The 14,827-nt window shown below is 70.1% G+C and carries 11 protein-coding genes, 1 tRNA gene and 1 pseudogene; 7 read left to right on the plus strand and 6 right to left on the minus strand.

The genetic code is table 11. The annotated features are described in order from the left end of the window. Nucleotides 1-261 precede the first annotated feature (261 nt). Nucleotides 262-1,653: an FAD-dependent oxidoreductase gene (locus ACFZDC_RS23830; protein ID WP_391326812.1), complete on the plus strand. Its 1,392-nt coding sequence runs from the start codon at nucleotides 262-264 to the stop codon at nucleotides 1,651-1,653. A 222-nt stretch (nucleotides 1,654-1,875) separates the two neighbouring features. Beyond that, a complete protein-coding gene (locus ACFZDC_RS23835; protein ID WP_391326814.1) occupies nucleotides 1,876-3,165 on the plus strand; it encodes a class I SAM-dependent methyltransferase in 1,290 nt (429 codons plus the stop codon). Between the two features lie 80 nt (nucleotides 3,166-3,245). Here the strand turns inward: ACFZDC_RS23835 and ACFZDC_RS23840 are convergent, their stop codons facing one another. Further along, nucleotides 3,246-5,774 carry an FtsX-like permease family protein gene (locus ACFZDC_RS23840; RefSeq protein ID WP_391326816.1) on the minus strand — a complete coding sequence of 843 codons (2,529 nt, stop codon included), beginning with the start codon at nucleotides 5,772-5,774 and terminating at the stop codon, nucleotides 3,246-3,248. Next, nucleotides 5,774-6,544 (minus strand): ATP-binding cassette domain-containing protein, encoded by a 771-nt coding sequence (locus ACFZDC_RS23845; RefSeq protein WP_391326818.1) that lies wholly within the window; start codon nucleotides 6,542-6,544, stop codon nucleotides 5,774-5,776. The genes ACFZDC_RS23840 and ACFZDC_RS23845 overlap by 1 nt, the downstream gene beginning before the upstream one ends. A 392-nt stretch (nucleotides 6,545-6,936) precedes the next feature. Between ACFZDC_RS23845 and ACFZDC_RS23850 the strand changes: the two genes are divergently transcribed. From ACFZDC_RS23850 to ACFZDC_RS23860, 3 genes and pseudogenes are all read left to right on the plus strand, one after another. Then, a tRNA-Leu gene (locus tag ACFZDC_RS23850) sits at nucleotides 6,937-7,020 on the plus strand. Between the two features lie 133 nt (nucleotides 7,021-7,153). Further along, nucleotides 7,154-7,884 (plus strand): annotated as a pseudogene (locus ACFZDC_RS23855) (FAD-dependent monooxygenase). A gap of 177 nt (nucleotides 7,885-8,061) precedes the next feature. Then, nucleotides 8,062-8,922, plus strand: coding sequence for a Bax inhibitor-1/YccA family protein (locus ACFZDC_RS23860; RefSeq protein WP_391326820.1), 861 nt, complete (start codon nucleotides 8,062-8,064; stop codon nucleotides 8,920-8,922). A gap of 53 nt (nucleotides 8,923-8,975) precedes the next feature. Here ACFZDC_RS23860 and ACFZDC_RS23865 read toward each other — a convergent pair whose 3' ends face one another. Next, nucleotides 8,976-9,206, minus strand: a complete 231-nt coding sequence (locus ACFZDC_RS23865) for a DUF4287 domain-containing protein (RefSeq protein WP_020940491.1) — start codon at nucleotides 9,204-9,206, stop codon at nucleotides 8,976-8,978. 99 nt (nucleotides 9,207-9,305) lie between these two features. Between ACFZDC_RS23865 and ACFZDC_RS23870 the strand changes: the two genes are divergently transcribed. Further along, nucleotides 9,306-9,617 (plus strand): hypothetical protein, encoded by a 312-nt coding sequence (locus tag ACFZDC_RS23870; protein ID WP_391326821.1) that lies wholly within the window; start codon nucleotides 9,306-9,308, stop codon nucleotides 9,615-9,617. Nucleotides 9,618-9,630: 13 nt separating this feature from the next. On the opposite strand, the gene ACFZDC_RS23875 is transcribed toward ACFZDC_RS23870, so the two are convergent. The 3 genes from ACFZDC_RS23875 to ACFZDC_RS23885 all read right to left on the minus strand — a co-directional run bounded on the left by ACFZDC_RS23875 (nucleotide 9,631) and on the right by ACFZDC_RS23885 (nucleotide 13,256). Beyond that, nucleotides 9,631-10,449, minus strand: a complete 819-nt coding sequence (locus ACFZDC_RS23875) for a hypothetical protein (protein ID WP_391326823.1) — start codon at nucleotides 10,447-10,449, stop codon at nucleotides 9,631-9,633. A gap of 284 nt (nucleotides 10,450-10,733) precedes the next feature. Next, the gene (locus tag ACFZDC_RS23880) at nucleotides 10,734-11,954 is read right to left on the minus strand and encodes an acetyl-CoA C-acetyltransferase (RefSeq protein WP_391326825.1); all 1,221 of its coding nucleotides are present in this window, start codon (nucleotides 11,952-11,954) and stop codon (nucleotides 10,734-10,736) included. Between the two features lie 282 nt (nucleotides 11,955-12,236). Next, nucleotides 12,237-13,256: a GDSL-type esterase/lipase family protein gene (locus ACFZDC_RS23885; RefSeq protein WP_391326827.1), complete on the minus strand. Its 1,020-nt coding sequence runs from the start codon at nucleotides 13,254-13,256 to the stop codon at nucleotides 12,237-12,239. A 163-nt stretch (nucleotides 13,257-13,419) separates the two neighbouring features. On the opposite strand from ACFZDC_RS23885, the gene ACFZDC_RS23890 reads away from it, so the two are divergent. Continuing rightward, a complete protein-coding gene (locus tag ACFZDC_RS23890) occupies nucleotides 13,420-14,811 on the plus strand; it encodes a cystathionine beta-synthase (protein WP_391326828.1) in 1,392 nt (463 codons plus the stop codon). Nucleotides 14,812-14,827: the final 16 nt, after the last annotated feature.

Genomic DNA, 14,827 nt, shown 5'->3' on the forward strand with positions numbered 1-14,827 from the left:
GGCCGTTTGAACATGTTCAGGCGACAGGTGTGAGAGGGGCCTGGGAGGGGCTCCCGCAGGGGTGTTGCGAGGTGCTCACCACCGCCTCGGTGACCCAGAGAGGCAGCTCACGCGGCCTTGACAACGGGTCGGACCACCCCTGGGTTCCCCGTCGCCGTCATGACCTGCGTCACGCGGGCCGCGGAGTTTAGCACAGGCTCTGCCGGAGCTTGTGAAGGGGCGCACGAGCACCCCCCCTGAGGCGGGTGGATACTCGATGGCATGAGCACCACGGAGCGTCCCAGGATCCTCGTAGTAGGCGGTGGGTACGTAGGCCTGTACGCAGCTCGGCGCATTCTCAAGAAGATGCGCTACGGAGAGGCGACCGTCACGGTCGTCGACCCCCGGTCGTACATGACCTACCAGCCCTTCCTCCCCGAAGCCGCCGCCGGCAGCATCTCCCCTCGCCACGTCGTCGTCCCGCTGCGACGCGTGCTGCCGAAGGCGGAGGTCCTCACCGGCCGGGTCACTACCATCGACCAGGACCGCAAGGTCGCCACGATCGCCCCCCTGGTGGGCGAGGCGTACGAGCTGCCCTTCGACTACCTGGTCATCGCGATGGGCGCGGTCTCCCGCACCTTCCCGATCCCCGGCCTCGCCGAGCAGGGCATCGGCATGAAGGGCATCGAGGAGTCCATCGGCCTGCGCAACCACGTCCTCGAGCAGCTCGACAAGGCCGACTCCACGACCGACGAGGAGATCCGCCGCAAGGCGCTCACCTTCGTCTTCATCGGCGGTGGCTTCGCGGGTGCGGAGACCATCGGCGAGGTCGAGGACATGGCCCGGGACGCGGCCAAGTACTACAAGAACGTGTCCCGTGAGGACATGCGGTTCGTCCTCGTCGACGCCGCCGACAAGATCCTGCCGGAGGTCGGCCCCAAGCTCGGCCAGTACGGCAAGGAGCACCTGGAGAGCCGGGGCGTGGAGATCTACCTCTCCACCTCCATGGACTCCTGCGTCGACGGCCACGTGGTGCTGAAGAACGGCCTGGAGGTCGACTCCAACACCATCGTCTGGACCGCCGGCGTCAAGCCGAACCCGGCCCTCGCCCGCTTCGGCCTGCCCCTCGGCCCGCGCGGCCACGTCGACTGCGAGCCCACGCTCCAGGTCAAGGGCACGGACTACATCTGGGCCGCCGGTGACAACGCGCAGGTCCCGGACCTCGTCGGCCGCAAGGCGGGCAACGAGAACGCCTGGTGCCCGCCGAACGCCCAGCACGCGTTGCGCCAGGCCAGGGTGCTCGGCGACAACGTGATCTCCGGCATGCGGGGCTTCCCGCAGAAGGACTACGAGCACGCCAACAAGGGTGCGGTGGCCGGTCTCGGCCTGCACAAGGGCGTGGCGATGATCGTCATGGGCAAGATGAAGATCAAGCTCAAGGGCCGCCTCGCCTGGTACATGCACCGTGGCTACCACGGTCTGGCGATGCCGACCTGGAACCGCAAGATCCGCGTCTTCGCCGACTGGACCCTCGCGATGTTCCTCAAGCGCGAGGTCGTCTCCCTCGGCGCCATGGAGAACCCCCGCGAGGAGTTCTACGAGGCTGCCAAGCCGGCGCCGGTCGCAGCCGCGAGCAAGGCCGACAAGACCGGGGCGAAGGCCAAGGCCTCCTGACCCCCACCGGTCGGCGCCCCTGACCCTCGGTCAGGGAACCTACCTGAAGGACCTCCTGCCATCCGTGGTGCGGGAGGTCCTTCGGTGTTTTCCGGGCCTATTTACATGTGTTGTGCATCTGTTTTGGCTCGGTTGTAACTCCTTTGCGGGACTGCGCTGAGCGCTTCGCGGTGTTTACGTGGTGAACGGACATCCGGGATCGTCGTCTTGGAGGTGTGCGCCATGGCCGACGCCGCGTCGCGGCTGACGAGTGTTGCCGAGCAGGTGCTGGGAGCACCGCTCCCGGTACGGATCCGCGCCTGGGACGGTTCCCAGGCCGGCCCGCCGGGTACCCCGATCCTCGTCATCCGCAACCGCCGCGCCCTGCGCCGGCTGCTGTTCAAGCCGGGCGAGCTGGGCCTGGCCCGCGCCTGGGTCGCCGGGGACCTGGAGGTCGAGGGGGACCTGTACACCGCCCTCGACGCCATGGGCGGCTTCGTCTGGGAGCGCGGGGAGGACGCCCGCACGCTGACCCAGGCGCTGCGCGACCCCGAGGTACGGGCCGCCGGGCGCGAGCTGCTGATGCTCGCCGGGCCGCCGATCCCGCCCGCCCCACCGCGCGAGGAGGTGCGCAGACGCCGTCATCTGCACACACGGCGCAGCGACAAGCGGGCCATCAGCCATCACTACGACGTCGGCAACGACTTCTACGAGATCGTCCTCGGGCCGTTGATGGTCTACTCGTGCGCCTACTGGGAGGACGGCGGCACCCTGGAGTCCGCCCAGCGCGACAAGCTCGAACTGGTCTGCGGCAAGCTCGGCCTGACGGAGGGACAGCGGCTGCTGGACGTCGGCTGCGGCTGGGGCTCGATGGCCGTCCACGCGGCCCGTGAGCACGGCGTGAGCGTCGTCGGGATCACGCTGTCGCAGGAGCAGGCCGCCTACGCCCGCAAGCGCGTCGCCGACGAGGGGCTGACCGACCGGGTGGAGATCCGCGTCCAGGACTACCGGGACGTCGCGGACGGCCCCTACGACGCCATCTCCTCCATCGGCATGGCCGAACACGTCGGCTCCGAGCGCTACCTGGAGTACGCGCGCGTCCTGTACACCCTGCTGAAGCCCGGCGGACGGCTGCTCAACCACCAGATCGCCCGCCGCCCGCAGCGCGACGAGTCGACGTACGAGGTCGACCGGTTCATCGACGCCTACGTCTTCCCGGACGGCGAACTCGCGCCGATCGGCTCCACCGTCACCCAGCTGGAGCGGGCCGGCTTCGAGATCCGGGACGTGGAGTCCATCCGCGAGCACTACGCCCGCACCCTGCGCCAGTGGGTCGCCAACCTGGAGACCGGCTGGGACCGCGCGGTCCGTCTCACCAGCCCCGGCCGCGCACGCGTCTGGCGCCTTTACATGGCCGCCTGCGCGCTCGCCTTCGAGCACAACCGCATCGGCGTCAACCAGGTACTGGCGATCCGCACCCCGCACTCGGGCGCCTCGGGCCTGCCGTTGCGGACCCGTACCTGGAACCCCTGACACAGCGAGGTACCTGGAACCCCTGACACGGCGAGGGCCCCGCTCCGGTCACGGAAACGGGGCCGTCGATCGTCGAAGGGCTACTCCGCCTTGATCGCCGCCAGCATGTTCAGCCGGGCCGCGCGCCGGGCCGGCCACAGCGCGGCCAGCACGCCGACCACCGCCGCGAGCAGCAGGAAGACCGTCATCCGGCCCCAGGGCAGGACCAGTTCGTACGTCGCCATCTTCGTGCCCAGCAGTTCGCCGGCCGCCCAGCCGAAGAACACGCCCAGGCCGATGCCGAGCACGCCGCCGAACAGGGAGATCACCAGGGACTCCAGACGGACCATCCGCTTGACGGCCTTGCGGTCCAGGCCGATGGCGCGCAGCATCCCGATCTCCTGGGAGCGCTCGAAGACCGACATGGCCAGGGTGTTGATGACCCCGAGGACCGCGACGATCACCGCCATGCCGAGCAGGCCGTAGAGCATGTTCAGCATCGTCGTGAACATCTTCGCGATGTCGTTGGAGATGTCCTGCTTGTCCTGGACCTTGATCGCCGGGTTGGAGCCGAGGGCCTTCTCCAGCTTGTCCTTGGCCGACCCGGAGGCGCCGCCGGCCGTCTTCACCATCACCTGCATGTCGGCCGGCTCGGTCAGGTGGGGGGTGAGGACCGTGTTGTCGAGCATGATCCCGCTGATCATGTCGTTGCCCTCGTAGACCCCGGCGACCGTCAGCTTCCGCGCCTTGCCGTCCTCGAAGTGCGCGGTGAAGTCCGAACCGGCCCGCCAGCCGTGCGAGGTGGCGGTGTCCTTGTCCACGACGACCTGAGAGCCGCCCACCTTGAAGGAGCCGTCGTCCACCGTCAGGTCCGTCAGCTCGCCGATCACCGGGCCGTTGACACCGGTGAGGAACTCGGTTCCGCCGTCGATGCGGGACTCGCCGTTGCGCAGCGGGCTGCTGGCCGTGACGCCGTCGGCGGCGGCGAGCTTCGTCGCCACGTCGGGGGAGAGCGGGCCGCGGTTGGCCATCGAGACGACGTAGTCCGCGCGGATCGCCGAACTGGCCATCCTGTCGATCGACGTCTGCAGGCTGCCCGCCATCACCGTCATGCCGGTGATCAGGGTCAGGCCGATCATCAGCGCGGACGCCGTGGCGGCCGTACGGCGCGGGTTGCGCAGCGAGTTCTGGCGGGCCAGCTTGCCCGAGACGCCGAACACGCGCAGCAGCGGGGCGGCGGCCGCGATCAGCGGGCGGGACAGCAGCGGAGTCAGGATGAACACGCCGATGATCAGGAGTACGGCACCCAGACCCATCGGGCCCTGGGCCGCGTCGGCGTCCATCGCCGTGGCCGCGAGGACCACCGCGACACCGGCCGCCGAGAACAGGGCGCCGAGCGTGTTGCGCAGCACCAGCGACTTGGTGGTCGCCTTGGCGTGCACGCTGCTCATCGCAGCCACCGGCGGGATCTTCGCGGCCCGGCGGCCCGGCAGCCAAGCGGCCAGCACGGTGATGACGATGCCGACCGCGAGAGCGGCCACCACGGTGCCCGGCGTGATCACCAGCGGCCCGTCCGGGACGCTCGCGCCGAAGGAGCCCAGCAGGCTCCGCAGCCCCGCGCCGATGCCGATGCCGACAGCCAGACCGGTCGCACCGGCGACCGTGCCGACCACGAACGCCTCGATCAGCACCGAACGGGTGACCTGCCGGCGGGAGGCACCGACCGCCCGCAGCAGGGCCAGCTCCTTGGTGCGCTGGGCGACCAGCATGGTGAAGGTGTTGGCGATGATGAACGTGCCGACGAACAGGGCGATACCGGCGAACACCAGCAGGCTCTGCTTCAGACCGCTCATCGACGAGGAGATCATCCGCGCCTGGTCGTCGGCGAGCCGCTTGCCGGTGGTGGTCTCCACCAGGCGCGACGGCAGCGCCTGGTCCAGGGCCGCCTTGAGCGCACCCTGGCTGGTTCCGGCCGCCGCCTTCACGTCGATCTCGTCGTACGTGCCCTTCTTGCCGAACAGCGACTGGGCGGTCGGCGTGTCGAACAGGGCGAGGCTGCCGCCCGCGGCCACGTTGCCGTCGTCGGTGGTGAAGACGCCGCTGATGCGCGGGGTGAGGACCGGGCCGTCGACGGAGATGCGCACGGTGTCGCCGACCCGGTAGCCGGCGCGCTCGGCGGTCCTGGAGTCGATCAGCACCTCGTCCCTACCGCGTGGGGCGTGGCCGCTGATGACGGGGTAGCGCTCGTCCTTGGCGCCCCAGTAGTTGCCGCCCTCGGACTGCCAGCCGGCGCCGAGCAGCTTGCCGTCCTTGCCGGCGATCGCGGTGAAGCCGGTGACGACACCGGTGGCGGAGGCGGCGCCCGGAACCTTCTCGGCCCGGTCGAGCAGCGCCTGGGTCAGCTCGGTGGTCCTGCCGACCTTGTCGCCCCTGGAGTCCTGGTACTTGGGCTGTACGGCGACGTCGACCTGGTCGAAGCCCTTGGCGGAGCTCTTCTGGTAGGCGTCGGAGATGGTGTTGGTGAAGACCAGCGTCCCGGACACGAACGCCACGCCGAGCATGACGGCGAGCACGGTCATCAGGAGCCGGGCCTTGTGCGCGAGTACGTTGCGCAGGGCGGTGCGGAACATCAGCTGGTACGGCCCTTCGCGTCGAACTGCTTCATGAGGTCGAGCACGGAGTCGGCCGTGGGGGAGTGCATCTCGTCCACGACCCGCCCGTCCGCGAGGAAGATCACGCGGTCGGCGTAGGCCGCCGCCACCGGGTCGTGGGTCACCATGACCACCGTCTGGCCCAGTTCACGCACGGAGTTGCGCAGGAAACCCAGCACCTCGGCGCCGGAGCGCGAGTCGAGGTTTCCGGTCGGCTCGTCACCGAAGATGATCTCGGGCTTGGAGGCGAGCGCACGAGCGACGGCGACCCGCTGCTGCTGGCCGCCGGACAGCTGCGCGGGCCGGTGGCTGAGCCGTTCGGACAGCCCGACCATCTGGATGACCTGGTCCAGCCACGCCTTGTCGGCCTTCCGGCCCGCGATGTCCATCGGAAGGGTGATGTTCTCCAGCGCGGTCAGCGTCGGGAGCAGGTTGAAGGCCTGGAAGATGAAGCCGATCTTGTCCCGGCGCAACTTGGTGAGCTGCTTGTCCTTCAGGGAGCCCAGCTCGGTCTCGCCGATCCGCACGGACCCCGAGGAGAAGCTGTCCAGGCCCGCCACGCAGTGCATCAGCGTGGACTTGCCGGAGCCGGACGGACCCATGATCGCGGTGAACTCGGCCTGACGGAAGTCGACGGAGACCCGGTCGAGGGCGACCACCCGGGTCTCGCCCTGCCCGTAGATCTTCGACAGCTCCGTGGCGCGTGCGGCCACGGCCGTGGTTCGGCCGGCGGTGGGTGTGGTGGTCACGGGAAGGTGCTCCTGTCGGGACGACGACTGTTGCTGGGGACTGCTCCATCGTCCCGGCCGCCGACGCCCGTGTAGTCAGTCGCTGTTCCGGTTCCGAGGAGCGACTGCGGTCGGACGGAGGGGGCCCGCGTCATACCTGGGGAGGACGGGCGACCCCGAGAGCCGCATGGTCCAGAACAGGTGGACCGCCCTCGTTCGGTAGGTGAAATTCCGTCATTCCGCGTACGCGCGCGCCCACGCCACGTCACGCTATTGGCAAGTGCTGATGGCCCGTTCCATGGGCTGATGCACCCTCAGACCTCAATAAAATAAGACAACTTCGGGTCGTCCCGTCCGCTGTTCGAGCGACGCGTCCCGATAGGCTCGGACCCTCGAAGCGGAGCCCATGGCCTGCCCGGATGGTGGAATGCAGACACGGCGAGCTTAAACCTCGCTGCCCCTTCGCGGGCGTGCCGGTTCAAGTCCGGCTCCGGGCACTTTCCGCCTCCGTACCCGCCCCTCGAACCCTCGCACGACCGTCGGCAGTGGAGTCGGCGCGGTCGCAGACTCACGTGAGCGGGCGGCCGAGGCGGGCGGCGGCGGAGCGCGCACCGTCAGGGGCGCGAGGACGTGCTGGAGTGCGACTACGTCGTCGGGTGCGATGGCTTCTGGGGCGTGGCCTGGAAAGCCTTCCCGGCCGCCGTCTCCCGGGTGTTCGAGCGGACGTACCCCTACGCCTGGCTCGGCATCCTCGCCGACGCCGCCCCCTCGCACGACGAACTGGTCTGCGCCCGCCACGACCGCGGCTTCGCCCTGCTGTCGATGCGGTCCCCGTCCATCACCCGTCTCTACCTCCAGGTGCCCGTCGGTACCAAGGCCGAGGAGTGGGCGACGAGGAGATCTGGGCCGAACTGGAGCGGCGCTTCGAGACCGACGGCGACTGGACGCTGGAGCGCGGTCCGATCAGCCAGAAGTCGGTCACCCCCATGCGGTCCTTCGTGCGCGAGCCGATGCGCCACGGCCGGCTCTTCCTCGCCGGCGACGCCGCCCACATCGTGCCGCCCACGGGCGCCAAGGGGCTGAACCTGGCCGCAGGTGACGTCGTGATCTTCGCCCGGGCACTCGTCCACCAGAAGGCGACCGGCTCCCCGGGCCTCCTCGACGCCTGCTCCGCGACCTGCCTGCGCCGGATCTGGCAGGCCGAGCGGTTCTCCTGCGCCATGACGACCCTGCTGCACCTCGCCCGGGACGGCACCGCCTTCGACGCCCGCCTCGAGTTGGCCCGGCTGGAACGCATCGCCTCCACCCGTTCGGCCGAGGCCGACCTCGCCGAGGCCTGCACGGGCTTCCCGCTGGACTGACCGGCCATGTCGCGGCTCGGTAAGGGAATGCCGGCCTCCGTGGCCGGGAATGAGCCCTCCGCGTAGCGTGTTGCGCAGCACGGCGAGGGAAAGATCCTCCCCAGGGACTACGGTCGATCCTTTGCCAGTCCATTACTCTTGAGCCAAGGCCACGCAGGGTGGCCATGGAGGAGTGAAATGAGGAGCAGTAACCCGGTCTTCTCGCGACGGGGGTTCAGCCGCGACAACGGCTACGCCGGCTTCAACACCGCACCGCAGGCCGGGTACGCACAGGGCACCCCCTACGCGCAGAATCCGTACGCGCAGAACCCGTACGCCCAGCAGGACGTGCAGTACGGCGCCCCGCCGCAGGCCCCGGCCACCACCGGCCGGATGACGATGGACGACGTCGTCATGCGTTCGGGCCTCACGCTCGGCACGGTCGCCGTCGGCGCCGTCCTCGCCTGGGTGCTGCTGCCGGTCTCGGCGACCAGCTACGGCCTGGCCTTCGGCGCCGCGATCGTCGCGATGGTCCTGGCGCTGGTGCAGAGCTTCAAGCGCACTCCGGCGCCCGCGCTGATCCTGGGCTACGCCGCCTTCGAGGGCGTCTTCCTCGGCGTCATCAGCGAGATGTACAACAGCCGCTGGAGCGGCGCCCCCTTCCAGGCGGTGCTCGGCACCCTGGCCGTCTCGGCCGCGACCCTGCTGGTCTACAAGGCCGGCTGGATCCGCGTCACCGCGCGCTACGCCCGCATCGGCATGGCCATCGCCATCGCCTTCGTCCTCGTCCTGGCGGTCAACCTGCTGCTGGTCGCGTTCGGCGTCGCCGAGAACGGCGGCCTGCGCAGCTTCGGCCCGCTCGGCGCGATCGTCGGCATCATCGCCATCCTGCTCGGCGCGTTCTTCCTGACGCTCGACTTCAAGCAGATCGAGGACGGCATCGCCTACGGCGCCCCGCGCAACGAGTCCTGGCTCGCCGCGTTCGGCCTCACCCTGACCCTGGTGTGGATCTACGTGGAGATGCTGCGACTGGTGGCGATCTTCAGTAGCAACGACTAGCCGCGCCGGTCGCGCGGAGGGGCCCCGGGGGAACCCGGGGCCCCTCCGGCGTCTCAGAGCAGCTTGCGGGCTGCCCTCCTCAGGTCGTACTCATGGACGATCGCCTTCGCGTGGCCGTACGCGAGGTCGTACTCGTGCCGGAGCCAGCTGACCTTCTCCTCGAAGCGGAACAGGGCGGGGCCTTCTTCTACGGTGCGCAGCCAGTCGGAGACTTCACGACCGGTGCAGTGGGGGATGCGGGCGAGCAGATTGCGGTGGGTCTCCTCGGAGAAGAGTTGGGACATCGGCGCCTCCGAACGCAAAGGGGATGTAAGCCGGTCCTTCACGTCACCGTGCCTGAGCGTTCGCGTATTGGCAACAGTGCGGCGCGTTACGCTCGGCGCGTGGTTGATACGACGCCCTTGACCCGAGCAGTGGATCACTTCGCCGACCGGTTGCGGGCGGCACCCCAGAGTCGGCTCCAGCGGAGCGCCGCCGCGGAGGCGCTGGCCTTGGCCAGGGAGTTGGCACGGTGGGCGCAGCGGGTGGAGGAGCCCGCTGCCGAGCCGCGCGAGATGCCGGACGCGGGGATGTTCGCCGCCGCCGATCAAATCCTGGTGGCCGCACACGACTTGGCCGTGGTGTTGGACAGCGACGACCAGGTCGCCGAGGCGGTGGAGCTGGTGGAGGAGGCGCGGAAGAGGGCGGGGGTGTGAGGCGTGCCGGCGGCTACAGGGACGCTATGACCCTGTCGGCCAGGATGTAGACCATGTCCTCGCCGCACGCGAACGTCAGCGTGTAGGCGCCGGAGATGCCCGAGCCGCCGAGGAGGTACGGGCTCTCGCCCTCGCGCACTGCCGCTGCCAGGCGCTCGGCCGTTTCCCGGTGTCCCGGAGTCATGCACAGGGTCGTGCCGTCGGCGAAGACGTAGACGTCGAGGGTGCCGAGCGGGCCGGGACGGACGTCGGAGAGTTCGACCTGGTCCGCTGCCAGCTGCTCCAGGGCGGTCACCGTGCGCTCGTGGTCGTTGACGGCCGGTGACTGCACCGGGACGAAATCGGGGTGCGAGGGGTGGCGGCGGCGGGCCGCGGCCAGCTCGGGGGACTCCGTGGGGTTACCTCCCTGGACGAAGTCCTTGGAGGAGAACTCGTCGGCCTCGGTGCTCGGCTCGGAGACCGGCTCCAGCGGCTCCAGGCCCGAGAAGTCGGCCTGCCGGGGCAGGAACAGGTCGCCGTCGGACAGGCCCAGCAGGGAAGGCGCGTCGGAGGCGTCACGGGCCTCCTGGGCGGCCCAGAATGCGCGGGCCTCGGCGAGCTCCCGCTCCCGCTCCTCGGCGAGCGCCTCGGCCACGGCCGCGCGTATCTCGTCCGCGTCGGCGGCACGGGCGGCGGGCAGCAGCGCGCCCACGGCGGCAGTCTGGCTCTGGGCGAGCTGGGCCTGCAGCTCCGTGAGCTGACGGCGCAGCTTCAGGACCGTCCGCAGGACGGCGACGCCCACGGCGCCCGTGGCGGCCGTGGTGAGCAGCAAGGCGATCGGCATGGCGCTCACTGACGTACTCCCAGGTTCAAAGTCGACCCCCGACTTCCTACATCAGCTTGAAGGGCGGACTAAGCAGCTGTCAGTGCGTAACGTCACGAATCGGACAGGACTTTGGGTTCGTGGTTTCGCGGGTCACTGCGCTGACCTGCGTTGACCTGCAGCGTTACCCCTGGCGGGGGAGATAGGTCACATCCTGAGGGAGATTGGATCACAAAACGGCCCAGAACCCTGGTGTTTTCCGGGTTCTGGGCCGCTCGATGACCTGCCGTGCCCGGCCGGTCACCGGCCGTCGATCAGCTGAGGCGCTCGATGACCATCGCCATGCCCTGGCCGCCGCCGACGCACATCGTCTCCAGGCCGAACTGCTTGTCGTGCCACTGCAGCGAGTTGATGAGCGTGCCGGTGATCCGGGCGCCGGTCATGCCGAAGGGGTGGCCGACGGCGATGGCGCCGCCGTTGACGTTCAGCTTGTCGATGTCGATGCCGAGGTCGCGGTACGAGGGGATCACCTGGGCGGCGAAGGCCTCGTTGATCTCGACCAGGTCGATGTCGTCGATGGTGAGGCCGGCGCGGCGCAGGGCCTGCTGGCTGGCCTCGACCGGGCCGAGGCCCATGATCTCCGGGGAGAGGCCGGAGACGCCGGTCGCCACGATGCGGGCGAGCGGGGTCAGGCCCAGCTCGCGGGCCTTGGTGTCGCTCATGATGACCACGGCCGCCGCGCCGTCGTTCAGCGGGCAGCAGTTGGCGGCGGTGACGAGGCCGTCGGGGCGGAAGACGGGCTTGAGCCCGGCGACGCCCTCCAGCGTCACGCCGGCGCGCGGGCCGTCGTCCTTGCTGACCACGGTGCCGTCGGGGAGGGTCACCGGGGTGATCTCGCGCTCCCAGAAGCCGTTCTTGATGGCCTCCTCGGCGAGGTTCTGCGAGCGGACGCCGAACTCGTCCATCTCCTGCCGGGTGATGCCCTTCCAGCGGGCCAGGTTCTCGGCGGTCTGGCCCATCGTGATGTACGCGTCGGGGATCAGCCCGTCCTCACGCGGGTCGTGCCACGTGGTGCCCTCCTGCTGGGCGACGGCCGCGGTACGGGCCTCGGCCTCGGCGAACAGCGGGTTGTGCGTGTCCGGGAGGCTGTCGGAGTTGCCCTTGGCGAAGCGGGAGACCGTCTCGACACCCGCCGAGATGAAGACGTCGCCCTCGCCGGCCTTGATGGCGTGCAGTGCCATGCGGGAGGTCTGGAGCGAGGAGGAGCAGTAGCGGGTGACCGTGCAGCCCGGCAGGTGGTCCATGCCCATCTGCACGGCGACGATCCGGCCGAGGTTGTGGCCCTGCTCGCCGCCGGGGAGGCCGCAGCCCAGCATCAGGTCGTCGATGTCCCTGGGGTCCAGCTCGGGGATCTTGGCGAGCGCCGCCTGGATGATGGTCGCGGCCAGGTCGTCGGGGCGCAGGTCCTTGAGGGAACCCTTGCCGGCGCGGCCGATGGGGGAGCGGGCGGTCGAGACGATGACGGCTTCGGGCATCACGACTCCAGAGAAGAAGGGGCGGCGCATCGCGCCTCGTTGAGGGGCGGTGGTCGGGCGACGGGTGGGCATACGGAGGATTGGCAGGACCGCTTGGGAAGTTACCCGGCCGTATGGTTCAGGTCACCGGTGTCGCGGTGTGACTCTGACCGCAATTTACTAAGCGCTTGCTTGGTGTCCCGCGCGTGTCGCTCGGCGGTCGGCCGGAAGGGCGCGGGTCGGCAGGGGTGGCCGTCCCGCGTGCCACCCGTCCCGGTGGATCGAACGGTGAACGCCGAAACCTCACGCCGACGGGCGTGCGGGCTCGGCCTCCGACACCCGTCGCCGGCGCCGCCGCTTCAGCAGCGCCCACGGCCCCCGAGGTCCTGTCGGCATCGCCGCCGTAACCTCCGTACCGGCCTCCGACGCGGCCTCGGCCGCGGCGCGCGCCACCGGCAGGAAGCCCTCGCGGCGGAACACGTCCGGCCGCTCCTCCTCCGCCGGCCACAGCCCCAGCGCCGCGCACACCGTCGGCAGCACCGCCATCGCCGCCGTGGCGTACCCCTCGGCGGAGGGGTGGTAGTTGTCCGGCCCGAACAGCTCCCGGGGGTTCGCCTCGAACTCGGGCCCGAGCAGATCGCCGAGCGACACCGTCCGTCCGCCCTGCTGCACCACCCCGATCGTCTGGGCCGCCGCCAGCTGCCGCGAGGCCCGGCGGGCCAGCCACCGCAGCGGCTGCTGGACCGGCTCGATGGTGCCCAGGTCGGGACAGGTGCCGACGACCACCTCCGCACCGGCCGTGCGCAGCCGTCGTACCGCCGCCGACAGGTGCCGTACCGAACGTGTCGGCGGCATCCGGTGTGTGACGTCGTTCGCGCCGATCATGATCACGCAGATGTCGGGGAGCGGGGACGGGGACGACAGGACCAGTGCCACCTGGCGGTCCAGGTCGTCCGACCGGGCCCCGGGGAGGGCCACGTTCCGCAGCTCCACCGGGCGCTCCGCCACCGCCGCCAGCCCCGACGCCAGCAGCGCCCCCGGTGTCTGGCCCGCCCGGTGCACTCCCTGCCCGGCCGCCGTGGAGTCGCCGAGCATGGTCAGCCTGAGGGGCGGCTCACCGGGAATGTCGTACGCGTGGCCGTACAAGCCGTCGGCCGGCGGCACCCGGCCGCCGCTGCCATTGCCCACATGGCGCCGGGCCAGCCGCACCTCCGCCAGCAGCAGGCCGACGGCGGCCGCCCCGATCAGCCCGACCCCGCCACCGCCGTACGCCGCTCCGGCCGCGATGCGCCGGGCCGCTCTCGCCCTCGACATGCTCGTCATGCGTCGCCGCCACCTCCTCGTAGCCGTACATCCACTCCTTGCCCCGTACGGACCGTTCGCCAATCTCAACGGGGAGTGAACGCCCGTCCCGCGCCACTCCGAGGGCTTTAGGCTGGCGACACCAACTACGACCACTGTTTTTTGCAAGCAACCGGAGACAACGGTGCGATTTCACGACTCGATGATCAGCCTCGTCGGCAACACCCCGCTGGTGCGGCTCAACAACGTGACCAAGGGCATCCAGGCCACCGTCCTGGCCAAGGTGGAGTACTTCAACCCGGGCGGTTCCGTGAAGGACCGCATCGCCCTGCGCATGATCGAGGCCGCCGAGCAGAGCGGGGAGCTGAAGCAGGGCGGCACGATCGTCGAGCCGACCAGTGGGAACACGGGTGTGGGCCTCGCCATCGTGGCCCAGCAGAAGGGCTACAAGTGCATCTTCGTGTGCCCTGACAAGGTGAGCACCGACAAGATCAACGTGTTGCGCGCCTACGGAGCCGAGGTCGTGGTGTGCCCGACCGCGGTGGACCCCGAGCACCCGGACTCGTACTACAACGTCTCCGACCGGCTGGTGCGCGAGACCCCCGGCGCCTGGAAGCCCGACCAGTACTCCAACCCCAACAACCCGCTCTCGCACTATCACTCGACCGGCCCCGAACTGTGGGAGCAGACCGAGGGGAAGATCACCCACTTCGTGGCGGGCGTCGGCACCGGCGGCACCATCTCCGGCACCGGCCGCTACCTGAAGGACGCCAGCGACGGCAAGGTCAAGGTCATCGGCGCCGACCCCGAGGGCTCCGTGTACTCCGGCGGTTCCGGACGGCCCTACCTCGTGGAGGGCGTGGGCGAGGACTTCTGGCCCACCGCCTACGACCGGACCGTCGCCGACGAGATCGTCCCGGTCTCCGACAAGGACTCCTTCCAGATGACCCGCCGGCTGGCCAAGGAGGAGGGCCTGCTGGTGGGCGGCTCCTGCGGCATGGCCGTCGTGGCCGCGCTGCGGGTCGCCGAGCGGCTCGGCCCGGACGACGTCGTGGTCGTCCTGCTGCCGGACAGCGGGCGCGGCTACCTCAGCAAGATCTTCAACGACGAGTGGATGGCCGACTACGGCTTCCTCGAGGACGAGGGCCCCTCCGCCCGCGTCGCCGACGTCCTCAGCGACAAGGAGGGCGGCTCCATCCCGTCGCTGGTGCACATGCACCCGGAGGAGACCGTCGGCCAGGCCATCGAGGTGCTGCGCGAGTACGGCGTCTCGCAGATGCCGGTCGTCAAGCCGGGCGCCGGTCACCCGGACGTGATGGCCGCCGAGGTCGTCGGGTCCGTCGTGGAGCGGGAGTTGCTGGACGCCCTGTTCTCCAAGCGGGCCTCGCTCGACGACCCGCTGGAGAAGCACATGTGCTCCCCGCTGCCCCAGGTCGGCTCCGGCGAGCCGGTCGGCGACCTGATGCAGGTGCTGGGCTCGGCGGACGCGGCGATCGTCCTGGTCGAGGGCAAGCCGACCGGAGTGGTCAGCCGCCAGGACCTGCTGGCCTTCCTGGCCAAGGGCGGGAACAAGTAGGAAACCTGCGGTGAAC

The organism is Streptomyces sp. NPDC007905 (assembly GCF_042959345.1).
GTDB lineage: Bacteria > Actinomycetota > Actinomycetes > Streptomycetales > Streptomycetaceae > Streptomyces.